20 protein-coding genes are annotated in these 21,325 nt (G+C 70.0%); 7 read left to right on the forward strand and 13 right to left on the reverse strand.

Features of this window, described 5'->3' with window-relative positions:
* Nucleotides 1-175 precede the first annotated feature (175 nt).
* From AB4112_RS22515 to AB4112_RS22540, 6 genes are all read right to left on the reverse strand, one after another.
* Nucleotides 176-1,258 carry a sn-glycerol-3-phosphate import ATP-binding protein UgpC gene (locus tag AB4112_RS22515; RefSeq protein ID WP_441723164.1) on the reverse strand — a complete coding sequence of 361 codons (1,083 nt, stop codon included), beginning with the start codon at nt 1,256-1,258 and terminating at the stop codon, nt 176-178.
* A 146-nt stretch (nt 1,259-1,404) separates the two neighbouring features.
* Complete coding sequence (gene ugpE / locus AB4112_RS22520) at nt 1,405-2,253, reverse strand: sn-glycerol-3-phosphate ABC transporter permease UgpE (protein WP_309798690.1); 849 nt, start codon at nt 2,251-2,253, stop codon at nt 1,405-1,407.
* Nucleotides 2,250-3,134, reverse strand: coding sequence for a sn-glycerol-3-phosphate ABC transporter permease UgpA (gene ugpA, locus AB4112_RS22525; protein WP_441723166.1), 885 nt, complete (start codon nt 3,132-3,134; stop codon nt 2,250-2,252). Before ugpA ends, ugpE begins: the two co-directional genes overlap by 4 nt.
* Nucleotides 3,135-3,280: 146 nt before the next feature.
* Nucleotides 3,281-4,582 carry a sn-glycerol-3-phosphate ABC transporter substrate-binding protein UgpB gene (gene ugpB, locus AB4112_RS22530; protein ID WP_441723168.1) on the reverse strand — a complete coding sequence of 434 codons (1,302 nt, stop codon included), beginning with the start codon at nt 4,580-4,582 and terminating at the stop codon, nt 3,281-3,283.
* 143 nt (nt 4,583-4,725) lie between these two features.
* Nucleotides 4,726-6,222: a glycerol kinase GlpK gene (glpK, locus tag AB4112_RS22535; protein WP_309798696.1), complete on the reverse strand. Its 1,497-nt coding sequence runs from the start codon at nt 6,220-6,222 to the stop codon at nt 4,726-4,728.
* 90 nt (nt 6,223-6,312) lie between these two features.
* Nucleotides 6,313-6,876, reverse strand: a complete 564-nt coding sequence (locus AB4112_RS22540) for a RecX family transcriptional regulator (protein ID WP_441723170.1) — start codon at nt 6,874-6,876, stop codon at nt 6,313-6,315.
* Nucleotides 6,877-6,993: 117 nt separating this feature from the next.
* Here AB4112_RS22540 and AB4112_RS22545 point away from each other — a divergent pair, with 117 nt between their 5' ends.
* The 3 genes from AB4112_RS22545 to AB4112_RS22555 all read left to right on the forward strand — a co-directional run bounded on the left by AB4112_RS22545 (nt 6,994) and on the right by AB4112_RS22555 (nt 9,030).
* A complete protein-coding gene (locus tag AB4112_RS22545) occupies nt 6,994-7,782 on the forward strand; it encodes an ABC transporter permease (RefSeq protein WP_309798699.1) in 789 nt (262 codons plus the stop codon).
* Nucleotides 7,783-7,786: 4 nt separating this feature from the next.
* The gene (locus tag AB4112_RS22550) at nt 7,787-8,599 is read left to right on the forward strand and encodes an ABC transporter permease (RefSeq protein WP_309798701.1); all 813 of its coding nucleotides are present in this window, start codon (nt 7,787-7,789) and stop codon (nt 8,597-8,599) included.
* Nucleotides 8,600-8,835: 236 nt separating this feature from the next.
* Nucleotides 8,836-9,030 (forward strand): hypothetical protein, encoded by a 195-nt coding sequence (locus AB4112_RS22555; protein WP_309798703.1) that lies wholly within the window; start codon nt 8,836-8,838, stop codon nt 9,028-9,030.
* Nucleotides 9,031-9,066: 36 nt separating this feature from the next.
* Here the strand turns inward: AB4112_RS22555 and AB4112_RS22560 are convergent, their stop codons facing one another.
* Genes AB4112_RS22560 through AB4112_RS22570 form a run of 3 tightly spaced genes read right to left on the reverse strand, consistent with a single transcriptional unit; the run spans nt 9,067 to nt 12,483 of the window.
* Entirely contained in the window at nt 9,067-9,699 is a 633-nt protein-coding gene (locus AB4112_RS22560; protein WP_309798705.1) for a nucleotide-binding protein, read from the reverse strand.
* Nucleotides 9,700-9,710: 11 nt separating this feature from the next.
* Nucleotides 9,711-11,312, reverse strand: coding sequence for a CYTH and CHAD domain-containing protein (locus tag AB4112_RS22565; protein WP_309798707.1), 1,602 nt, complete (start codon nt 11,310-11,312; stop codon nt 9,711-9,713).
* 52 nt (nt 11,313-11,364) lie between these two features.
* Nucleotides 11,365-12,483, reverse strand: coding sequence for a penicillin-binding protein activator (locus AB4112_RS22570; RefSeq protein ID WP_309798709.1), 1,119 nt, complete (start codon nt 12,481-12,483; stop codon nt 11,365-11,367).
* 251 nt (nt 12,484-12,734) lie between these two features.
* Here AB4112_RS22570 and rsmI point away from each other — a divergent pair, with 251 nt between their 5' ends.
* From rsmI to gshB, 4 genes are read left to right on the forward strand one after another with little or no spacing between them, the layout of a single operon-like run.
* Nucleotides 12,735-13,499: a 16S rRNA (cytidine(1402)-2'-O)-methyltransferase gene (rsmI, locus tag AB4112_RS22575; protein ID WP_309798711.1), complete on the forward strand. Its 765-nt coding sequence runs from the start codon at nt 12,735-12,737 to the stop codon at nt 13,497-13,499.
* Nucleotides 13,489-13,893 carry a YraN family protein gene (locus tag AB4112_RS22580; RefSeq protein ID WP_309798713.1) on the forward strand — a complete coding sequence of 135 codons (405 nt, stop codon included), beginning with the start codon at nt 13,489-13,491 and terminating at the stop codon, nt 13,891-13,893. The genes rsmI and AB4112_RS22580 overlap by 11 nt, the downstream gene beginning before the upstream one ends.
* 5 nt (nt 13,894-13,898) lie before the next feature.
* Nucleotides 13,899-14,717, forward strand: a complete 819-nt coding sequence (locus AB4112_RS22585) for a SirB1 family protein (RefSeq protein ID WP_309798715.1) — start codon at nt 13,899-13,901, stop codon at nt 14,715-14,717.
* A gap of 8 nt (nt 14,718-14,725) precedes the next feature.
* Nucleotides 14,726-15,676: a glutathione synthase gene (gene gshB / locus AB4112_RS22590; protein WP_309798717.1), complete on the forward strand. Its 951-nt coding sequence runs from the start codon at nt 14,726-14,728 to the stop codon at nt 15,674-15,676.
* 14 nt (nt 15,677-15,690) lie between these two features.
* Here gshB and AB4112_RS22595 read toward each other — a convergent pair whose 3' ends face one another.
* From AB4112_RS22595 to polA, 4 genes are all read right to left on the reverse strand, one after another.
* Nucleotides 15,691-16,305 carry a LysE family translocator gene (locus AB4112_RS22595; protein WP_309798718.1) on the reverse strand — a complete coding sequence of 205 codons (615 nt, stop codon included), beginning with the start codon at nt 16,303-16,305 and terminating at the stop codon, nt 15,691-15,693.
* Between the two features lie 58 nt (nt 16,306-16,363).
* A complete protein-coding gene (locus tag AB4112_RS22600; RefSeq protein ID WP_309798720.1) occupies nt 16,364-17,188 on the reverse strand; it encodes an SDR family oxidoreductase in 825 nt (274 codons plus the stop codon).
* A gap of 65 nt (nt 17,189-17,253) precedes the next feature.
* Entirely contained in the window at nt 17,254-17,856 is a 603-nt protein-coding gene (locus AB4112_RS22605) for a fasciclin domain-containing protein (RefSeq protein ID WP_441723176.1), read from the reverse strand.
* Between the two features lie 282 nt (nt 17,857-18,138).
* The gene (gene polA / locus AB4112_RS22610; RefSeq protein WP_309798724.1) at nt 18,139-20,913 is read right to left on the reverse strand and encodes a DNA polymerase I; all 2,775 of its coding nucleotides are present in this window, start codon (nt 20,911-20,913) and stop codon (nt 18,139-18,141) included.
* Nucleotides 20,914-21,325 lie beyond the last annotated feature (412 nt).

A 21,325-nucleotide genomic window follows, 5' to 3' on the forward strand; every position in this document is an offset into this window, starting at 1 on the left:
CCGGCGCAGGCCATGGGGGATGCGACCAGGATCGAGACCGGGAGGTCCTCGGGCAATCCCTCAAAATCCGTGATCTTGACAAACCCGGACAATGAGCATGGCCGGAGTCCAGGCCATCCGTGGACGCCTGATCCCGGCGGCGGAATCGCGCTCGCCACCGGTGCGGCGCATGCGGTCAGCCCAGGGCGCGGCCGGTGTCGGGGTCGAACAGGTGCAGCTGATCCTCGGCCACACCCAGGGCTAGCCGGTCGCCGTCGCGCACCGGCGCCACGCCGGGCAGCCGCGCCAGCAGCGCCACCCCGTCGCCCAGCCGGCCATGCACCACCGTGTCGGCGCCCAGCGCCTCGACCAGCTCGACCTCGATGCTCAGCCGGTGCTCCGGGTCGGTCGGGCCGTCCAGCGCCATATGCTCCGGCCGGATGCCGGCGACCACCTTGCGGCCGGCCAGCCCCGCGGCGCGTTTGGTGGCGACGCGCTGGCCGCCGGGCAGGGTGATGCCGGTGCCGTCCGCGGTCACCGTCGCGGCCAGGAAGTTCATCGCCGGCGACCCGATGAAGCCGGCCACGAACATCGAAGCCGGCCGCAGATAGACCTCAAGCGGCGGGGCGATCTGCTCGGCCGCGCCGCCATTCATCACCATGATGCGGTCGGCCAGGGTCATCGCCTCGACCTGGTCATGGGTGACGTACAGGCTGGTGACGCCGAGGCGCGACTGCAGCCGCTTGATCTCGATCCGCATCTGGGTGCGCAGCTTGGCGTCCAGGTTGGACAGCGGCTCGTCGAACAGGAACACCGCCGGCTCGCGCACGATGGCGCGGCCCATGGCCACGCGCTGGCGCTGGCCGCCCGACAGTTGCCGCGGCTTACGCTCCAGCAGGGCCGACAGCTCCAGCGTCTGGGCCGCCTGGCGCACCCGGGTGTCGATATCCGCTTTCGACAGGCCCTGTATGCGCAGGCCGTACGCCATGTTGTCGTACACCGACATGTGCGGGTACAGGGCGTAGTTCTGGAACACCATGGCGATGTTCCGGTCCTTCGGCTCCAGCCGGTTCACCACCCGCTCGCCGATCGAAATCTCGCCGGCGCCGATGCTCTCCAGCCCCGCCACCATGCGCAGCAGGGTCGATTTTCCGCAGCCGGACGGGCCCAGCATGACCAGGAACTCGCCGTCGGCGATGCGGCAGTCGATGCCCTTGATGGTCTCCTGCGCGGCGCCGGGATAGGTCTTGCGCACGCCGCGGATCTCGACGGTGGCCATTCAGAGTCCTTTCGAGAATGCGCTGGCGTGAGTCGACTGGCGGTGGTTTCGAGAACCGGAGCGCAGCGGACGTTTGGGTCCGTGAGCACCGGAAGCGGAGAAACCGCCGTCAGGCGGCCGCGCCAGTAGCATTGTCGGAAGGACTCTCATTTCTCGCTCTCGATCAGGCCTTTCACGAACCAGCGCTGCATCGCCACCACCACCACCACAGGCGGCAGGATGGCCAGGATCGTGGTCGCCATCACCAGGTTCCACTGGGTGTCGGCATCGGTGAAGGAGATCATCTTGCGCAGGGCGATGATGATCGTGTTCATCGAGTTGTCGTTGGTGATCAGCAGCGGCCAGAGATACTGGGTCCAGCCATAGATGAAGGTGATCACAAACAGCGCCGCGATGTTGGTCTTCGACAGCGGCAGCAGGATGTCGCGCAGGAAGCGCAAGGGCCCCGCGCCGTCGATCCGCGCCGCCTCGACCAGCTCGTCCGGCACGGTCAGGAAGAACTGGCGGAACAGGAAGGTGGCGGTGGCCGAGGCCATCAGGGGCACGGTCAGCCCGGCATAGGTGTCGATCAGGCCGAGGTCGACGATGACCTGGTAGGTCGGCACGATGCGCACCTCGACCGGCAGCATCAGCGTGACGAAGATCATCCAGAAGAACACCATCCGCAGCGGGAAGCGGAAGAACACGATGGCGTAGGCCGACAGCAGCGAGATCGTGATCTTGCCGACCGCGATCGCCAGCGCGACGACGGTGGTGTTCAGCAGGATCCGACCCATGCTGACGCTGCCGACCGACCGGGCGCCGCCGAACAGCGCATCGCTGTAGTTCTGCAGGAACTGGTCCCCCGGCAGCAGCGGCAGCGGCGGCGACAGGATCGCCTGGGTCGGATAGGTCGAGGCGATGAAGGTGTAGTAGATCGGGAAGGCGACCAGCACGATCCCGACGATCAGGATGAAATGCGCGACCAGCCGGCCAAACGGGCGGTTCTCGATCATGAGTAGTGCACCCGGCGCTCGACATAGCGGAACTGCACGAAGGTCAGCCCGATCACCAGGATCATCAGGATCACGGATTGGGCGGCGGAGGCGCCCATCTTCAGGTTGACGAAGCCGTCATTGTAGACCTTGTAGACCAGGATCTCGGTCGCCTTGCCGGGGCCGCCGCCGGTCACCGCGTGGATGATGCCGAAGGTGTCGAAGAAGGCGTAGACCGAGTTCACCACCAGCAGGAAGAACGACACCGGCGAGATCAGCGGGAAGATGATGGTGCGGAACCGCTTGGCCGGCCCGGCGCCGTCGATCGCCGCCGCCTCGGTCAGGCTCTTCGGGATCGCCTGCAGCCCGGCCAGGAAGAACAGGAAGTTGTAGCTGATCTGCTTCCACGCCGCGGCGGCCACCACCAGGGTCATGGCCTGGCCGCCGTTCAGCAGCGGGTTCCAGTCGAACCCGGCCTGGCGCAGCAGCACCGCCAGCGTGCCCATCGACGGGTTGAACAGGAACAGCCACAGCATGCCGGCGATCGCCGGGGCGATGGCGTAGGGCGACAGCAGCAGGGTGCGGTACAGCCCCTGGCCGCGCACCACCCGGTCGGCCATCACCGCCAGCAGCAGCGCGACGGCCAGCGCCGAGATCGCCACCGCGATCGAGAACACGGCGGTGACCTGCAGCGAGTTCACATAGGCGGGATCGGCCAGCACCCGGGCGAAGTTGTCGAGGCCGACGAAGCGGCTCTTCAGCCCGAAGGCGTCCTCGCGCAGCATCGACTGGCGGATCGCCTGGCCCGCCGGCCAGAAGAAGAAGACCAGGGTGATCGCGATCTGCGGCGCCACCAGCAGATAGGGCAGGACCGTGTTCGGGAAGATGGCGCGGCGGTTCATGGGGCTGGTGCCATTGCGGAGCTTGCCTTCCCCTGGGCCGTCATTCCCGCGGAAGCGGGAACCTCATCGGGTTCGAGAGCATGGAGAGATCCCCGCCTTCGCGGGGATGACGAAGGGAAGGGGCGGGTGTCCGCCCCTTCCGTGCCTTACAGCGACGCCGCTTCCTTGATCGCCGCGTTGCCGCGCTCGACCGCCTTGTCCAGCGCCGTCTTGGCGTCCTGCTGGCCGTTCAGCATCAACTCCAGCTCCTCGTTGATGATGTCGCGGACCTGCGGCAGGTTGATGATGCGCACGCCCTTGGAGTTCTCGGTCGGCGCCTTGCCCATCATCTGCAGGATCGGGATCTCGCGGCCCGGGTTCTGCTCGTAGAAGCCGGATTTCTTGGTGGCCTCATAGGCGGCCATGGTGATCGGCAGGTAGCCCGACTTCTGGTGCAGCCGGACCTGGATGTCGGTCTGCGACAGGAACTCGAAGAACTTCGCCACGCCCTTGTATTCGGCCTGGGGATGGCCGGCCAGGACCCACAGGCTGGCGCCGCCGGGGATGGTGTTCTGCGGAGCGCCCGCGGCCTCGGGATAATAGGGCAGGGTGCTGGTGCCGAAATTGACGCCGGACTTGATCACGTCGCCCAGCCCGCCCGAGGATTCGGTCAGCATGGCGCATTCGCCGCTGGTGAACTTGGTCTTGGCCTCCGAGGTCCGGCCGCCATAGGAGAACACGCCTGATTTCTGCAGGTCGGCGATGGTCTGGAAGTGGCGGACATCGAGGTCGCTGTTGATCAGCAGCTTCGGCTCCAGCCCGGCCAGGCCGTTCTGGTCGGTGGCGTAGGCCACGTTGTTCCAGGCCGCGAAATTCTCCTGCTGGATCCAGGTCAGCCAGGTCGAGGTGAAGCCGCAGGACCAGCCGGCAGCCTTGATCTTCTTGGCCGCGTCGAACAGCTCCGGCCAGGTCTTGGGCGGTGCGTTCTCATCCAGGCCGGCCTTCTTGAAGGCGTCCTTGTTGTAATAGAGGATCGGCGACGAGCTGTTGTAGGGGAAGGACAGCAACTCGCCATCGGCCGAGCTGTAGTAGCTGATCACGCCGCCGAGATACTGCGACTTGTCGAAGGTGACGCCGTCGGTCTTCAGCACGTCGGCCACCGGGACCACGGCGCTGGACGCGGCCATCATGGTGCCGGTGCCGGCGTCGAACACCTGCAGGATGTGCGGCGGCTGGCCGGCGCGGAAGGCGGCGATGCCGGCATTCAGCGTCTCCGCATAGGTGCCCTTGAACACCGGCAACACCTTGTAGTCGGACTGGCTGTCGTTGAATTCCTTGGCCAGCGTCTCGACCACCTCGTTGTTGGCGCCGGTCATGGCGTGCCACCACTGGATCTCGGTGGCGGCGAGGGCGGGCAGGCTGAAGCTCAGGATCGCGGCGGATGCGGTCGCGGCAAGATGCAATCTCATGGCGAAACTCCCCCTATGGTACCTGGCGCTCTTACAGGCGCGGCATTTGCAAAACATGACAGCGCCGTGAACCTTTTGCGACAGCTTTTCGCATCCGCGCATCGATGCTCGTTTCCGCGCCGCCGGACGGCGGCGCGGATGCGTCAGCGCGCGACGCCGCGGGCCCGTCGCACCGCCTTCTGCCAGCCCTCGTACAGCCGGGCGCGGGTGCTGGCCGGCATCGCCGGCTCGAACCGCCGGTCGCGCTGCCAGGCCTCGGCCACCCCTTCGACCGAGGGGTAGACCCCGGCGGTCAGGCCGGCCAGGTAGGCGGCGCCCAGCGCCGTGGTCTCGATCACCTTCGGCCGCTCGACCGGGGTGTCCAGCATGTCGGCCAGCATCTGGCACAGCCAGTCATTGGCCACCATGCCGCCATCGACCCTGAGGGCTTGGGGCCTGGCGCCGCCATCGGCCGCCATCGCCTCCATCAGGTCGCGGGTCTGGTAGGCCACGGCCTCCAGCGCCGCGCGGGCGATGTGGGCCGAGGTCGAATCCCGGGTCAGGCCCAGGATGGTGCCGCGCGCCTCGGGGTCCCAATGCGGCGCGCCCAGGCCGGTGAAGGCCGGCACCAGGTAGACCCCGGCGGAATCCTCGACCGACCGGGCCAGGGTCTCGCTCTCGGCCGCGGTCTTGATGATCTTCAACCCGTCGCGCAGCCATTGGATGGTGGCGCCGGCGCTGAAGATCGCGCCCTCGATGGCGTAGGTCGGCTTGCCGTTCAGGCGGTAGGCGGTGGTGGTCAGCAGCCGGTGTTTCGAGGTCCGCGGCTTGTCGCCGATGTTGAGCAGGGCGAAGCAGCCGGTGCCGTAGGTCGACTTGATCATGCCGGGCTGGAAGCAGGCCTGGCCGAAGGTCGCCGCCTGCTGGTCGCCGGCCATGCCGGTGATCGGGATGGCGGCGCCGAACAGGATCTTGTCGGTGACGCCGAACTCATGCGCGTTGTCGTGCACCTCGGGCAGCACCGCACGCGGCACCTGGAACAGGGACAACAGCTCGTCGTCCCAATCCTGGGTGCGGATGTTGAACAGCATGGTGCGGCTGGCATTGGTGGCGTCGGTGGCATGCACCCGCCCGCCGGTCAGCCGCCACAGCAGGAAGCTGTCGATGGTGCCGAAGGCCAGCTCCCCGGCCTCGGCCCGGCGCCGCGCGTCGGGCACGTTGTCCAAGAGCCAGGCCAGCTTGGTGGCCGAGAAATAGGCGTCGATCACCAACCCGGTCTTGGCCTGCACCGCCTTCTCATGGCCGGCGGCCACCAGCTCGCGGCACAGGGCGGCGGCGCGGCGATCCTGCCACACGATGGCGTAGTGCAGCGCCCGGCCGGTGCCGCGGTCCCACAGCACCGTGGTCTCGCGCTGGTTGGTGATGCCGATGGCGGCGATGTGGTCGGCGGTCAGCCGGGCGCGGGCGATGGCGTCGCGGCAGGCCGACACCGTGTCCGACCAGATGCCCTCCGGGTCGTGCTCGACCCAGCCATCGGCCGGATAGATCTGGCGCAGCTCGCGCTGCGCGGTGGCCACCGGCCGCCCCTGCGGATCGAACACGATCGCCCGGGTCGATGTCGTGCCCTGGTCGATCGCCAGGACATGCGTGCGACGCCGCATCCGCTTCCCCTTCCATGTCCATTTTCGGATCGCACTATCCGAAGCGCGTTTCCGAACGTCAATCGACCCCGCGAGAGGGCTCAAACGGCCTCAATCCTCCGCCGCCTCCAGCGCGGCGCCGTCCGGCGCATCCACCACCGTCCGGCACAGCCCCAGCGCGAAGCCGGCGCGGGCCAGGGTGGCCAGGTCGCGCATCCGGTGCGCCGCCCGGTCGGCCTCGGCCCGGAACGGCCCCAGCCGCCGACGCCGCGCCAGCCGGATCGCCGCCGCCCGCTCCGGATCCGCCCCGGGGGCGCCGCCATACAGGGACAGGGCGTCATCCGCAACAGTCTCGTCGAGCCCGGCCTCGCGCAGCTTCATCCGGATCGCCCGGGTCGAGGTGCCGCGCCGGGCCAGCCCGGCGATCCGCATCTCGGCGAACTGGCTGTCGTCCAGCAGGCGCGCGGCGGTCATGCGCTCCAGCAGCGCCGTGATCCGCGCCTCCACCGCGGCGACGTCGACCTCGGCGCCGGCCTGGGCGGCGCGGCGGATGCGGCGCTGCAGCACCCGGCGCAGCTGGCCGGTCGAGGCGGCGTAGCGGCCGAGATAGTCGAGCGCCGCCCGTTCCAGGGCGGCGGCATCGAGCGCGGGCGGTCGGCGGGGCGGTCGGGGCATGGTGCGACACTGCCGCGTCCGGGCCGGGCCTGCCAAGCGCCGTCTGCGCCAAGGGACGTTTGCCCGCCCTCGCATCGCCGGGCTATGGTCGCGCCCCCGCCAGCCTTCAGAACGCCCATGCCCCAACCCCGCATCATCGGCCGCGTCAACTGGGTCGGCCTGTGGACCCTCACCTCCAAGGAGGTCCACCGCTTCCTCAAGGTCGCGACCCAGACGATCGCGGCCCCGGTCATCACCACGCTGCTGTTCTACGCCATCTTCGCCCTCGCCCTCGGCGGGGTGACGCGGCAGGCGGCGGGGGTGCCGTTCCTGCAGTTCCTGGCGCCCGGGCTGATCATGATGGCGATGGCGCAGAACGCCTTCGCCAACACCTCCTCCTCGCTGATGATCGCCAAGATCCAGGGCAACATCGTCGACGTGCTGATGCCGCCGCTGGCGCCGGCCGAACTCGCCGTCGGCTATGTCCTCGGCGGCATCGTCCGCGGCCTCCTGGTCGGGACGGTGACCTGGGTGGCGATCCGGATCTTCGTGCCGATCGACCCGATCCACCCCGGCTACGTCCTGTTCCACGCCATCGCGGCGTCGATGCTGCTGGCGCTGCTCGGCGCCATCGGCGGCATCTGGTCGGAGAAGTTCGACCACATCGCCGCGGTGACCAACTTCGTGGTCACGCCGCTGTCCTTCCTGTCCGGCACCTTCTACTCGCTCGACCGGCTGCCGGAATCCTGGCACTTCGTCGCCCATCTCAACCCGTTCTTCTACATGATCGACGGGTTCCGCTACGGCTTCATCGGCGCCAGCGACGGCACGCTGGGCACCGGCATCCTGGTGATGGTCGCGGCCGATGCGGCGCTGGCCGCGCTGCTGCTGCGCATGCTCGCCACCGGCTACAAGCTGAAGGCCTGAGACGGTGGCGCTCCCGCCCGGGGCCGCCCGTCCGATCCGGCACTACGGCCCGGTCAACTGGCTCGGCCTGACCACGCTGTTCCGGCGCGAGTTCCGGGCCTATCTCAAGGACTGGCTGGAGACGGTGGTGGCCCCGACCTTCTCCACCCTGATCTATGTCGCGGTGTTCGCGCTGGCGGCCGGCCCGGACCCGGTGGAATGGGCCGGGCCGGGCGGGCTGCCGCACTTCCTGGCGCCGGGGCTGGTGATCTATGTCGTGGTGCTGCGCGCCGCCGAGACCACGGTCTACAGCCTGACCTACTTCAAGATCGAGCGGCTGCTCGGCGACATCCTGATGCCGCCACTGGCCTCCTGGGAGATCGCGGCCGGCTACGCCCTGGCCGGCACCGCCGCCGGCCTCGTCACCGGGCTGCCCTGCCTGGTCGCGATGCTGCTGTTCGCCGGGACCGGCATCGCCGACCCGGCTCTGCTCGGCCTGGCGCTGCTGCTCGGCGCCTTCCTGCTGGCCGCCGCCGGCACGCTGGTCGGGCTGTGGGCGCAGAAATGGGACCAGGCGGCCGCCTTCTTCGGCTTCCTGCTGATCCCGGTGACCTTCCTGTCCGGCGTCTTCGCCCCGGTGGCGCTGCTGCCCGGGCCGCTCGCCGGGCTGGTGGCGCTGAACCCGATCTACTACGCGATCGACGCCGCCCGCATCGCCTTCGGCGGCGTGGGGGCGGAGCCGGTTGGCCGCAGCCTGGCGGTGCTGGCCGCCAGCGGCGCGGCGCTGTGGGCCTGCTCCGCCGTGCTGATCGCCCGCGGCTGGCGCATCAAGCCGTAAGTGCCCAACGACACGATATTGCCTCCGGCGGATGCTGGGCATTTCAGATGTATGCTTGTCCGATCGGACTATAGTGCTTTAGACAAAATTATACTTATTTCCGCGTTGTGTTGATCGCCGCGGTTCCTCCAGATTCGGCTGGACAAGGAACTTTTTGTGCAGTGCAATGTTATCAGCTTCGCCCGCCAGATTGTTAGTCACGGCAGGCACAGATATTTCATCCAGGGAGAGGTTCCGTGCGACAGGCGACCCCCTCAACCAGTGACATCGTGATCAGCGCGTATGAGACCCGCCGTGCCGCCGGCGCCGACGAATGGGCGGCCTGCGACGCCGCCCTCGACGCATTCCGCAGGCGCCATCCCGAGGCCTCGTCCGACCTCGCCAATACCTTCATCGCCGACGTGCTGCGCGACCATCACGCACGGCACTGACTCCGTGCCGCGGCCCGCGATGCCGGCCGGGCGCGGTCAGGCTTCGCTGGCCTCGGCGATGTGGCGCAGCAGCGGCGCCCAGTCCTCCCGCAGGTCCTCGGCGCGCCGGCCGCGCAGGTCGAACACGCTCAGGCCGTCGGCCGCCGCCTCGGTGTAGGCCGTGCTGTCGCGGATCCGCGACACCACCTTGTGCCCCAGCCCGCCCAGGAAGGTGTCGAGCTGGGCCGCGGCCCGGGTCCGCGCCCGCATCCGGTTGCCGACGATGGCGACCGCCGCGCGACTCTTGCGGATCGGCTTCAGCTCCTCCAGCCGCGCCAGGAAGCGCCGTGTCGCCTCCTCGTCGAAGGCCGAGGGCAGGACGGGCAGGACGATGACATCGGCCAGCTTCAGCAGCGCCTCGACCTGCTTCATCTTCAGCGCCGCCGGCGCGTCGATCACCAGGCGCTCGGCGTCCTTCGGCACCGCGAACTCCTCCTTCGCCCAGTCGATCCCGGCCAGGGCCGGGGCGCCGTCGGGCCGCCGCTTGGCCCAGTCCAGGCTGGAATGCTGGCGGTCGACATCGGCCAGCACGGTGAAATGCCCCTGGCCGGCGAAGGCCGAGGCCAGCGTCGTCGCGATCGTGGTCTTGCCGCAGCCGCCCTTGGTGTTGGCGACGAGCACGGAGATCATGGCGGCTTCCTTCAATTCCGGGGGCCGGTCCAGAACGGTTTGATGGCGCGGAAGGCGTCCCACTGGGCCAGCAGTTCCGGCTCGGTGGCCTCGCCGCCACGGGCGTGCCAGCCCAGCACCAGCCCGGCGGCGCGGTGCAGGGCGGTGTCGGTCGAATCGCCGGTCAGGCGCAGCAGCAGCGCCTCCGCCGTGGTGACGTCGTTGAGATGGCCGAACGCGTCCTGCAGCTTCGACAGCTGCGCCGCGAAGGGCTTGGCCCGCTTCTCGGCGAACAGCGGGCGGAAGAAGTCCATGGCGTAGCGCAGTCGCTTCAGCGCGATCCGCACCTCGTGCCGCTGGGCGGGCTCGAGCTGGCCGAGATGGCGGCCGAGGCGGGCGACCTTGCGGTGGGCTTGGCCGATCATCCGCCCCGCCAGCCCGTCGATCGGCTCCACCAGCGCGGTCAGCGTCGCGGTCGAGGCGTGGTCGCGCCAGCCCCGCCGCTCCAGCCACTCGCCGAGGGTCAGGTGCAGCCGGGCGCAGCGCGGGTCGGCCAGCGCCGCGCGCACCGCGGCATAGCCGGCCTCGCGCTGGCGCTGCGCCGCAGCGCGCAGCACGGCAATGCCGGGATCGTCGGGCCGCAGCGAATCGATCGGCTCGACGGTGGCGCCGAGGAAGACGTCCCAGTCGCGCGCCGGCCCCAGCGCGCCGGCCAGCCATTTGCTCTCGTCGCGCAGCCAGTCGAGCGTCGGCGACGGCACGGTCTTCTTGAACAGGGCCAGGGCGGAGCGCAGGCGGCGCAGCGCCACCCGCATCTGGTGCACGCCGCCGGGGTCGCCGCCATCCTCCGCCGCCGCCTCGTTGGCGGTCCAGTGGCGCAGGCAGCGGGCCAGGATGGTGGCGATGGCCTCGTCCACCGTCATGCCGGAGACCAGCGGTGTCTTCGGGTCGTAGACCACGCCCGGCGGCCGCCGGGCCACCATGCGGTAGCCGCGCTCGGCCTTGGTGACCTCGCTGACCCTGAGCGGGATCTCGTCCAGCAGGCTCAGGCCCAGGCGGTACAGTGCAGCGGTCCGGCCCTCCTTCAGCTCCAGCTCGATCTCCGCCACCGGGTCGCTGGCCTCACGGGTCTCGATGGTGCCGATATCGAAGGCGCATTCGACCACGGCGTCCGGCACCGCCAGGATCCGGGTCTCGCGCTGGATGCGGGAGGTGAAGAGGTGGGACAGCGCCTCGGCCGGGATGCCGTCCAGGAGCGCCCGCGCCTCGGGGTCGTCGAAGGCGTCGATCGCCGGGCTCATCGCCGGCAGCGCCACCTCCCACTCGCCGCGGGCCAGGCCGTCGCCGCGGCGTTCGGTCTTCAGGGTCTGAACGAAGCGCTGGCCGATGCGGCGGACGCGCAGCGTGGCGCCGCGGCGCTGCAGGGCGCAGTCCGGGGTGTCGTAGTAGAACGAGGTCAGCGACCGGGTGGTGGCCGGGCCGGTCGAGATCCGGCCCAGCAGATCGGCGCCGCGCAGCCGGGCGAGATCCTCAGGCGTCGCGCTGAGCTTCAGCTCGATCTCGACAGGCGCCTGCGGGGGCTCCTCGCCCCCACCCGGCTGCTCGTTCGGCCGGCGCGGCTGAACGATCGACATCGGCATCTCCCGGCATCACGACGCCAACGGCGTCGGAACCACCGTTCCTAGCCTAAAACGCGGCTCCGGAGAAGCTGTCCGGTGCCGCTTCGACCACGGTCGGCCCGCCGGGTTGCGCCTCCAGCACGGCCAGGCCGCGCTCGACCAGACCGTTCTGGCCGAAGCGGAAGATGCCGTCGATCCCGACGAAGCCGTTGGGGTCCTGCAGCGCCGCCGTGGTGAAGGGGTTGCCGCCGGAGGCCGGCTGGTTCGCCAGCGCCGCGGTCAGGGCCACCGCGTCATAGGCCAGCGTCGCCAGCCGCGGCGGCGGCGCGCCGAACTGCTGGGCGTAGCGGCTCTCGAAATCGGCGCGGCGCGACGGGTCGGGGGCTGCGTACCAGGCGCCGGCCAGGGACTGCTGGCGGTTGACCGCCGCGTCGTCCCACTGGCCGGTGCCCATCAGCTTCGCGGTGATGCCGGAATAGCCCAGCATCGGCGCGACCACGTTCAGGCGGGGGCCGACATCGGCCAGCACCACGGCGTCGACTGGAGAGGATTGCAGCTTCTGCGCCAGCTGGCTCGGGTCGCTCAGCTTGCTGTCGTAGAGTTCGACCACCGGGACCTCGGCGCCGTATTTGGCCGCGGCCGCGGTCATCGCCTTGCCCATCAGCTGGCCGAAGGGCGTGTTCGGCCCCAGGAAGGCGTAGCGTCGCATGCCGTGGTTGACGCCATAGCCGACGATGCGGTCGATCGCCTGCTGCTGCAGGAAGCTGAGCAGGAAGACGTTGCCGCCGGCCTGGCTGGTGTCGGTGCCGAAGGCGACGACGTCGATGCCGACGCCGCGCGCCTGCTGCGCCACCGCGGGCACCGATTTGCTGAACAGCGGGCCGAGGATGATGTTGGCGCCCTGGGCGATCACCGCCCGGGCGGCCTCGCCGGCACTGGCGGCGCCGTCGCCCGAATCGCGCGGCAGCAGCTGGACCTGGGTGCCGGTGTCGAACACCGCCATCTCGGCCGCGCGCTGCATCGCCGTGCCCAGCGCGGCGTTGCTTCCGCTCAGCGGCAGCAGCAGGCCCACCCGCAGGATGCCGTCATTGGGGCGGGTCGGCGCGCTGGGTCCCGGCGTCGGCGCTTGCGCGATCGGGGGTGGCCTCTGTACGGTCTGGGTACAGGCGGCGAGCGCGGCTACCATCGCGACGGCGCCTGCGACCCGGACGAGGCGATCCAGCCTCGCACGGCCCTTCCCCAAGGACTTTTCTGCGACTGCCGCAAGTCTTGTCACGGACGCCCCCTCACTCTCGACAACCCACCGGATCCAGGCACCGGCGGCCGAATGCTGTCGACCCTACCGGCGCGGCGCTCCCGAGTAAACCGGCGCCCGGCCTGTATCTGACCGCGCTGCCGATCGGCAATGCCGGGGACATAACGCTTCGGGCGCTCGATTTGCTCCGCGACGCCGACGTGATCGCCTGCGAGGACACCCGGACCACGGGGCGGCTGATGTCGATCTACGGCATCGCCACCAAGCTGATCGCCTATCACGAGCACAACGCCGCCGAGATGCGGCCGCAGCTGCTGCGCCGCATCGCCGAGGGCCAGGCCGTGGCGCTGGTCTCCGACGCCGGCATGCCGCTGATCTCCGACCCCGGCTACAAGCTGGCCCGCGCGGCGCGGGACGAGGGGCTGATGGTGACCTGCCTGCCCGGCGCCTCGGCGCCGCTGGTCGGGCTGCTGCTGTCGGGCCTGCCGTCCGACCGCTTCCTGTTCGCTGGCTTCCCGCCGCCGAAATCCGCCGCCCGCCGCACCTTCCTGGCCGAGCTGGCGCCGATTGCCGCCACCCTGATCCTGTTCGAGGCGCCGCACCGGCTGCCGGAATGCGTCGCCGACCTGGCGGCGGTGTTCGGCGACCGCGAGGCGGCGGTGACGCGCGAGCTGACCAAGCTGTTCGAGGAGGTCCGCCGCGGCCCGTTGCCCGAGCTGGCGGCGCACTACGCCGAGGCCGGGCCGCCCAAGGGCGAGATCGTCATCGTCATCGCCCCGCCGGGCGCCGCGGCGCGGCCGACCGGCGAGGACCTGTCGGCCCAGCTGCGCCGGGCGCTGGCCGGCATGAGCCTGCGCGACGCGGTCGAGGCGGTGGCGACGGCGACCGGGGAGCCGAAGCGCGAGATCTACCGCCTGGCGCTCGACCTGACCGCCGATGGGGACTGACGAATCACGGCGCCGGGCCGAGGCCTTCGGCCTGGCGGCGGAGGGCTGGGCGGTGCTGCTGTTGCGCGCCAAGGGCTGGCGCATCCTGGAGCGCCGGCTGAAGACGCCGCTCGGCGAGATCGACATCGTCGCCCGGCGCGGCCGCACCGTCGCCTTCATCGAGGTCAAGGCGCGGCCCGACCTGGCCGCCGGAATGCTGGCGCTGCAGCCCCGCCAGCAACAGCGGCTGCAGCGGGCGGCGGCGCTGTTCCTGGCCCGCCAGCCGCGCTACGCCGAGGGCCATGACCTGCGCTTCGATCTCGTGGTGATCCGGCCCTGGCGCTGGCCCGTCCATATTGCCGACGCCTGGCAGGTCGATCGGGTGTGGCATCCTCGGCGCGATCGGGCTAATTGAGGCGGATGGACCCGACGATCCAGTCGATTCTCGACCGAGCCGGCGCCCAGCCGGATGATGCCATCGATCTCGCCGAGGCGGGACTCGCGCTGGCGGCGCTCGACCGTCCGCGCGGGGTCGGCTTCCATTGGTATCGCCGCCACCTGGCCCAGCTGGTGTCGGACGTCACCCAGGCGGCGGCGGAGATGCCGCCGGCCGAGGCCATGGCCGCGGTGCTGGCCCGGCGCTGGGGCTATGCCGGCGACGTCGACAGCTACGACGACCTGCAGAACGCCAACCTGATGCGGGTGATCGACCGGCGGAAGGGCCTGCCGGTCACCCTCGGCATCCTCTACCTCCATGTCGCCCGGGCCCAGGGCTGGACCATGGTCGGGCTGAACTTCCCCAGCCACTTCCTGGTCCGGCTCGACGCCGCCGGCACCCGCACCATCCTCGACCCGTTCCATGCCGGCATGACCCGCGGCCCGGGCGAGCTGCGCGACCTGCTGAAGGCCGTGCTCGACGTCGGGGCGGAGCTGGCGCCGGAGCATTACGAGCCGGTGACCGACCGCGACATCCTGCTGCGGCTGCAGAACAACCTGAAGGTCCGGCACATCCGCGCCGGCGACTTCGCCAAGGCGCTGGGCGTGATCGAGGGCATGCGCCATGTCGCGCCGGCGCATGCGCCGCTGCTGCGCGAGGCCGGCATCCTGCACGCCCGCCTCGGCAACATGCGGGCCGCGATCGATGCGCTCGACCGCTACGTCTCCGCCCCCGGCGAACCCGAGACCCAGCGGCACGAGGCCGCCATCCTGCTTCAATCCTTCCGCACCAGCCTCAATTGAGAGCGACCATGAGCCTTGCCGTCGCGATCCAGATGGACCCGATCGAGAGCATCGACATCTCGGGGGATTCGACCTTCGCCATGGCGCTGGAGGCCCAGGCGCGCGGGCACCGGCTGTGGCACTACCTGCCGCGGGCGCTCAGCCTGCGCGACGGACGGCTGACGGCGAAGGCGCGACCGCTGACCGTCCAGGCGGTGCGCGGCAACCACTTCACGTTCGCGGAATGGGAGACGGTCGACCTCGGCGCGGTCGACGTCATCCTGATGCGGCAGGACCCGCCCTTCGACATGGGCTACATCACCGCGACCCACATGCTGGAGCACGTCTCCCGCCGCGTCCTGGTGGTCAACGACCCGAAGGAGGTGCGCAACGCGCCGGAAAAGCTGCTGGTCACGCATTATCCGGAGCTGATGCCGCCGACCCTGATCACCTCGGACCGCGACGAGATCCGCGCCTTCCGGCAGGAGCATGGCGACATCATCGTCAAGCCGCTCTACGGCAATGGCGGCGCCGGGGTGTTCCGCATCCGCGCCGACGACGAGAACCTGGTCTCGCTGCTCGAGCTCTACGAGCGGATGTACCGCGAGCCGATCATGATCCAGCGCTACCTCCCGGAAATCCGGAAGGGCGACAAGCGCATCATCCTGGTCGAGGGCGAGCCGGTCGGCGCCGTCAGCCGCGTGCCGTCGGAGGGCGAGGCGCGGGCCAACCTGCATGTCGGCGGCAAGGCGCAGAAGACCGTGCTGACCGAGCGCGAGCGCGAGATCTGCGCCCGCATCGGCCCGGACCTGCGCGCCACCGGCCAGATCTTCGTCGGCATCGACGTGATCGGCGACTACCTGACCGAGATCAACGTGACGTCGCCGACCGGCATCCACGAGATCAACCGCCTCGACGGGGTGAAGATCGAGGCGATCCTGTGGGACGCGATCGAGGCGCGACGGGCGGCGATGGGGTAGGGCGGGGGCCTCGCTTACCGCGCCCGGGCGAGGGCCAGCCAGACGCCGCCGCCGATCAGGCAGACGCCACCGGTGCGCGACACCAGCCGCACCCGACGGCGCGACAGCATCTTGCCGGCCCGCCCGGTCAGCACGGCGTACATGCCGTCGGACAGTGCCGCGACCACGAGGGCGGTGGCGCCCAGCAGCAGGACCTGGGCGGACTGGTTGCCGCCGGGCTGCACGAACTGGGGAATGAAGGCGCCGAAGAACAGCAGCATCTTCGGGTTGCTCAGCGCCACCAGCAGGCCCTGCAGGAAGAAGCCGCCGCGCGGCGGCTTGGCCTGCGTGCCCTCGGCCAGGGCGTCGGGCGCACGCAGCAGTTTCCAGCCGATCCAGACCAGATAGGCGGCGCCGGCCAGGCGCAGCCAGTCGAACCACACGCCCATCGCCTCCACCACCGCGGCCAGGCCGACGGTCAGGACGCCCAGCATGGCCAGCAGGCCGAGCTGCCCGCCGGCGATGTTCAACAGGCCGGCGCGGGTGCCGTGGGTCAGGCTGTTGGCGATGATCAGCGACACCGACGGCCCCGGGATGATCGCGATCAGGACGCAGGCGGCGATATAGGTGAGGTAGATCTCGACGGACATGGAATCCTCCGGACCGATGTCCGTCACGGTATCAAGGCGCGCATCGGCAGGAAAGAGGTCAGGGCTTCCTGGCCGCCGCCGCCATCGCGGCCTCGGCGATCACGCCCATCGAGGCGCTGGCGCCGCCCAGCGACCAGCCGCCGTCGACCGGCAGCACCGTGCCGGTGATGTAGGCGGCCAGCGGCGAGGACAGCAGGCGGCAGGCGCGGGCGATGTCGTCGGCCGTTCCCATGCGGCCCAGCGGCACGCTGCGCTGGACCAGGGCGCGGGCCTGCGGCGTCGGCGCCAGCCGGGCCATGCCCTCGGTATCGTGGATCGGGCCGGGGATGATCGAGTTGATGCGGATGCCGTCGCGGCCCCATTCCATCGCCAGCACCCGGGTCAGCATGTCGACGCCGGCCTTGGCGGCGCAGACATGGGCCTGCATCAGCATCGGCGATTCGGCCTGCGGGGCCGAGATGTTGATCACCGACGCCCCCGGCTTGCGCAGGAAGGCGTGCGCCGCGCGCAGCACGTTGAAGCTGCCCAGCAGGTCGATGTCGATCACCGATTTGAAGCCGTTGGCCGACATGCCCAGCGCCGGGGCCGGGAAGTTGCCGGCGGCGCCGGAGACAAGCACGTCGAGGTCGCCGAAAGCGTCATGCGCGGCCTGCAGCGCGGCCTCGGTCGCGGCGTAGTCGCGGACATCCGCGGCGGCGCCCAGGGCCTCGGCCCCGGCCGCACGCAGCTGCGCCACCGCGGCCTCCACCTTCTCCGGGCTGCGGCTCATCACCGCGACGCGGGCGCCGGCGCGGGCGAAGCCCAGCGCGATGCCCAGATTGATGCCGCTGGTGCCGCCGGCGACGAAGACCGCCTGGCCAGCGAAGTCGATGGTGTCGGTCATGCCGCCAGCCTAAGGCGGGCGGCGTCGGAAAGGGAAGGGGCCGCGTCAGGCCCCCTCCACCCGACCTACTTCTTCGGCATCAGCACGGTGTCGACGACGTGGATCACGCCGTTCGACTGGGTGACGTCGGCGATGGTGACCATCGACACGCCGCCCTTTTCGTCGACCATCTCGATGCCGCCGCCCATCGCCGGCTTCACCGTCAGCATGTGCTTGCCGTCGACGGTCGGCAGCTTGGCCCAGCCGCCGCCCTGGGTGATCAGGCCCTGCAGCGCCGCGGAATCGTAGCGGCCGGGGACGACGTGATAGGTCAGGATGCTGGTCAGCAGCTTCTTGTTCTTCGGCATCACCAGGGTGTCGACCGTGCCGGCCGGCAGCTTGTCGAAGGCGGCGTTGGTCGGGGCGAAGACGGTGAAGGGCCCGGGGCTGTTCAGGGTGTCGACCAGGCCGGCGGCCTTGACCGCCGCGACCAGCGTGGTGTGGTCGGCCGAATTGACCGCGTTCTCGACGATGGTCTTGCTCGGGTACATCGGCGCGCCGCCGACGGTCACGGTCTTCTCGGTGGTCGTCGCCGAGGCTGGGTTGGTCATCTTGCCGGAGCAGCCGGCGATGGCGAACAGGCCGGCGAGCGCGACGGCGCAGACGGACGCCTTCATTGCGGATTTCATGGTTGTCTCCATCCCTGGTTCGGTCGCGTCCGGCGGCGTTGCGCCGCGGGCGGACGAGAAACTCGTCGGCAGGGGTTACGCGGGCGGGTTGGTACCGGATGGCGCGCGCTTCAAGAAAGACGGATTCTGCCGCGTCTGAGTAATATTATTGCGGCGCCGAGGGGCCCCCAAATCCTCTCCAACCTGTGGCTCTGGCCGCCCCTGGATGCCACGGTCAAGCCGTGGCATGACAGCTTGGGAGTGGAGTCGGGAGTACAAAGGACGCCGCCCCGGCCCGCAGCCTCAATGCGCCTCGGCCCAGCTGAGGCCGATGCCGGCTTCGGCGATCAGCGGCACGTCCAGCACGGCGGCGCCCTGCATCACCCGTTGCGCCACCTCGGCGGTGCGCCTGGCCTCGGCCTCCGGCGCCTCGAACAGCAGTTCGTCATGCACCTGCAGCAGCATGCGGGCCTGCAGCCCTTCCGCTGCCAGGGCGCCGGGCAGCCTGGCCATGGCGCGCTTGATGATGTCGGCCGCGGTGCCCTGGATCGGGGCGTTGATCGCCTGGCGCTCGGCGAAGGCGCGGCGGGCCGGGTTGGGGTCCTTGATCCCGGGCATGTGGCATTTGCGGCCGAACAGGGTCTCGACCCAGCCGCGCTCGCGGGCGATGCGCTTGGTCTCGTCCATCCACACCTTCAGCTCCGGCAGCCGGTCGAGATAGGCCCGGATGAAGGCGGCCGCCTCCCCCTGCGGAATGCCCAGCTGCGCCGCCAGGCCGAAGCCGGAGATGCCGTAGATGATGCCGAAATTGATCGCCTTGGCCTTGCGCCGCACATCCGGCGTCATCTCCGCCAGCGGCACGCCGAACACCTGGGACGCGGTCATGGCGTGGATGTCGGTGCCGTCGAGGAAGGCCTGCTTCAGCAGCGACACATCGGCGATCTGCGCCACCAGCCGCAGCTCGATCTGGCTGTAGTCGACCGAGATCAGCCGGTTGCCCGGCTCCGCCACGAAGGCGTAGCGGATCTTGCGCCCCTCCTCGGTGCGGATCGGGATGTTCTGCAGGTTCGGCTCGTTCGAGGACAGCCGGCCGGTGTTGGTCGCGGCCAGCGAGAACGAGGTGTGGACCCGCTGGCTCTGCTCGTTGATCTGGGCCTGCAGCGCGTCGGTGTAGGTGCCCTTCAGCTTGGCCAGCTGGCGCCATTCCAGGATCTTGGTGGCGATGTCGTGGCCCTGGGCCGCCAGCAGCTCCAGCACGCTCGAATCGGTGGAATAGGCGCCGGTCTTGCTGCTCTTCTTGCCGCCGGGCAGGCCCAGGCGCTCGAACAGCACCTCGCCCAGCTGCTTCGGGCTGCCGACGTTGAACGCGCCCAAGGCCAGGACGTGGATCTCGGCCTCCAGCGCCGCCATGCGCTGGGCGAATTCGCCGGACAGCCGGGACAGGGTGGTGCGGTCGACCTTGATCCCCGCCATCTCCATGTCAGCGATGACGCCGACCAGCGGCCGTTCGATGGTCTCGTAGACCGTCGCCATGCGCTCGGCCACCAGCCGCGGCTTCAGCAGCATGTGCAGCCGCAGGGTGATGTCGGCATCCTCCGCGGCATAGGCCAGGGCCTTGTCCAGCGGCACCTTGTCGAAGGTGATGGCGGTCTTGCCGGTGCCGCAGACCGCGGAATAGGGGATGGTGCGGTGCTGCAGGTGCAGCTCCGACAGCTCGTCCATGCCGTGGCCATGCGCCCCGCCGTCGAGGACGTAGGAGATCAGCATGGTGTCGTCCCACGGCGTGATCGGCAGGCCGACATGCGGCCGGCCCAGCACATGGGCGTCGTATTTCAGGTTGTGGCCGACCTTCAGCACCGACGGGTCGACCAGCACCGGGCCCAGGATGCGGCGGACCTCGTCCATCGCGATCTGCGCCGGCGCGTCGCCGCCCAGCGCCAGCCCGTCGCCGTCGCCGCCGACATGGGCCAGCGGGATGTAGCAGGCGCGGCCCGGCGCGGTGGCCAGCGAGATGCCGCACAGCACGGCGGCCTCGGCGTCCAGCGAATTGGTCTCGGTGTCGATCGCCAGCACCCCGGCCTGGACCGCGGCATCGGCCCAGCGCTGCAGCGCCGCCGAATCCTGCACCAGCTCATAGGCCTGGGCGATCGCCTCAGGCTTGCCCGGGGCCGACAGGTCGGGCTCGCCGCCGCCGGTGTCGCCCAGCTTGTCGAACGACGCCTCGACCCGGGCGAGGGTGGTGCGGAACTCCATCTCCTCCAGGAACCCGATCAGCTTCTGCCGGTTCGGCGGCCGCGCCACCAGGCCCTCCAGCCCGACCGGCACCGGCGCGTCGGTGCGCAGCCGCACCAGCTGGCGGCTGATCCGTGCCTGCTCGGCGAATTCGATCAGCGATTCGCGCCGCTTCGGCTGCTTGATCTCGCCGGCCCGGGCCAGCAGCGAATCGAGGTCGCCGTACTCGGTGATCAGCTGCGCCGCGGTCTTGATACCGATGCCGGGCACGCCCGGCACGTTGTCGACGCTGTCGCCGGCCAGGGACTGCACGTCGACCACCCGGTCCGGCATCACGCCGAACTTCTCCATCACCTCGGCGGCGTCGATCGGCTTGTTCTTGATCGGGTCCAGCATGGTCACGCCGTCGCCCACCAGCTGCATCATGTCCTTGTCGGAGGAGACGATGACGACGCGCGACCCCTCCTCGCGCGCCATCCGGGCGTAGGTGGCGATGATGTCGTCGGCCTCGAAGCCGTCGACCTCGATGCCCGGCAGGTTGAAGGCCTCGCTGGTGGCACGGATCAGCGGGAACTGCGGCACCAGCTCTTCCGGCGCCGGGGGGCGCTGGGCCTTGTAGGCGGGGTAGATCTCGTTGCGGAAGCCGCGCTCCGACGCGTCGTAGATCACCGCGAGATGGTCGGCGTCGAGATCGGCCAAGAGGCGGATCAGCATGTTGGTGAAGCCATAGACCGCGTTCACCGGCAGCCCGTCCGACTTGCGCATCATCATCGGCAGCGCATGGAAGGCGCGGAAGATGTAGCCGGAGCCGTCGATCAGATAATAGGTCTTCGGCGTGGTCGACATCGCGGGATCTCCGGCACGGGAACAGAGCGCGACCATGCCGCGCCGGGCCGCGGGTGTCCACCCGGTCGGGCGGGCCCCCGTTCCGCCGCGTCGGAACGGCACCGTCAGGTTGCCGCAGCCCGGGCCTGTTTGCCGTTCTTCGTGTGTCGGCTATGAGGGTGGGACGAGGCTGATCGCGACCCGACCAGCAAACCGCCGCCGAGTTCCGATCCGCCCGTTCCACGTTCCAGGGCCTCAGCTGCGCTCGGTGAGCCGATGATCACCTCATTCGATCCGGCCGTGCTGCGGGAGCGGCTGTTCGCCCTCTGGCTTCCGCGAGGTCGAGAGCTGAGAGCCGGAGGATCTGAACCGACGCTACCTGTCTCGGCGCAAGGACGGGCTGCACAACAACGGCGGGCGGCTCATCTGCGCA

The organism is Inquilinus sp. 2KB_23 (assembly GCF_052115705.1).
Taxonomy (GTDB): Bacteria; Pseudomonadota; Alphaproteobacteria; order DSM-16000; family Inquilinaceae; genus Inquilinus; species Inquilinus ginsengisoli_A.

Excerpts from the sequence above, each read along its gene's own strand:
- AB4112_RS22515 (WP_441723164.1), bottom strand. The coding sequence starts at position 1,258 with ATGGCCACCGTCGAGATCCGCGGCGTGCGCAAGACCTATCCCGGCGCC.
- ugpE (WP_309798690.1), bottom strand. The coding sequence starts at position 2,253 with ATGATCGAGAACCGCCCGTTTGGCCGGCTGGTCGCGCATTTCATCCTG.
- ugpA (WP_441723166.1), bottom strand. The coding sequence starts at position 3,134 with ATGAACCGCCGCGCCATCTTCCCGAACACGGTCCTGCCCTATCTGCTG.
- ugpB (WP_441723168.1), bottom strand. The coding sequence starts at position 4,582 with ATGAGATTGCATCTTGCCGCGACCGCATCCGCCGCGATCCTGAGCTTC.
- glpK (WP_309798696.1), bottom strand. The coding sequence starts at position 6,222 with ATGCGGCGTCGCACGCATGTCCTGGCGATCGACCAGGGCACGACATCG.
- AB4112_RS22540 (WP_441723170.1), bottom strand. The coding sequence starts at position 6,876 with ATGCCCCGACCGCCCCGCCGACCGCCCGCGCTCGATGCCGCCGCCCTG.
- AB4112_RS22545 (WP_309798699.1), top strand. The coding sequence starts at position 6,994 with ATGCCCCAACCCCGCATCATCGGCCGCGTCAACTGGGTCGGCCTGTGG.
- AB4112_RS22560 (WP_309798705.1), bottom strand. The coding sequence starts at position 9,699 with ATGATCTCCGTGCTCGTCGCCAACACCAAGGGCGGCTGCGGCAAGACC.
- AB4112_RS22565 (WP_309798707.1), bottom strand. The coding sequence starts at position 11,312 with ATGTCGATCGTTCAGCCGCGCCGGCCGAACGAGCAGCCGGGTGGGGGC.
- AB4112_RS22570 (WP_309798709.1), bottom strand. The coding sequence starts at position 12,483 with ATGGTAGCCGCGCTCGCCGCCTGTACCCAGACCGTACAGAGGCCACCC.
- AB4112_RS22580 (WP_309798713.1), top strand. The coding sequence starts at position 13,489 with ATGGGGACTGACGAATCACGGCGCCGGGCCGAGGCCTTCGGCCTGGCG.
- AB4112_RS22585 (WP_309798715.1), top strand. The coding sequence starts at position 13,899 with ATGGACCCGACGATCCAGTCGATTCTCGACCGAGCCGGCGCCCAGCCG.
- gshB (WP_309798717.1), top strand. The coding sequence starts at position 14,726 with ATGAGCCTTGCCGTCGCGATCCAGATGGACCCGATCGAGAGCATCGAC.
- AB4112_RS22595 (WP_309798718.1), bottom strand. The coding sequence starts at position 16,305 with ATGTCCGTCGAGATCTACCTCACCTATATCGCCGCCTGCGTCCTGATC.
- AB4112_RS22600 (WP_309798720.1), bottom strand. The coding sequence starts at position 17,188 with ATGACCGACACCATCGACTTCGCTGGCCAGGCGGTCTTCGTCGCCGGC.
- AB4112_RS22605 (WP_441723176.1), bottom strand. The coding sequence starts at position 17,856 with ATGAAATCCGCAATGAAGGCGTCCGTCTGCGCCGTCGCGCTCGCCGGC.
- polA (WP_309798724.1), bottom strand. The coding sequence starts at position 20,913 with ATGTCGACCACGCCGAAGACCTATTATCTGATCGACGGCTCCGGCTAC.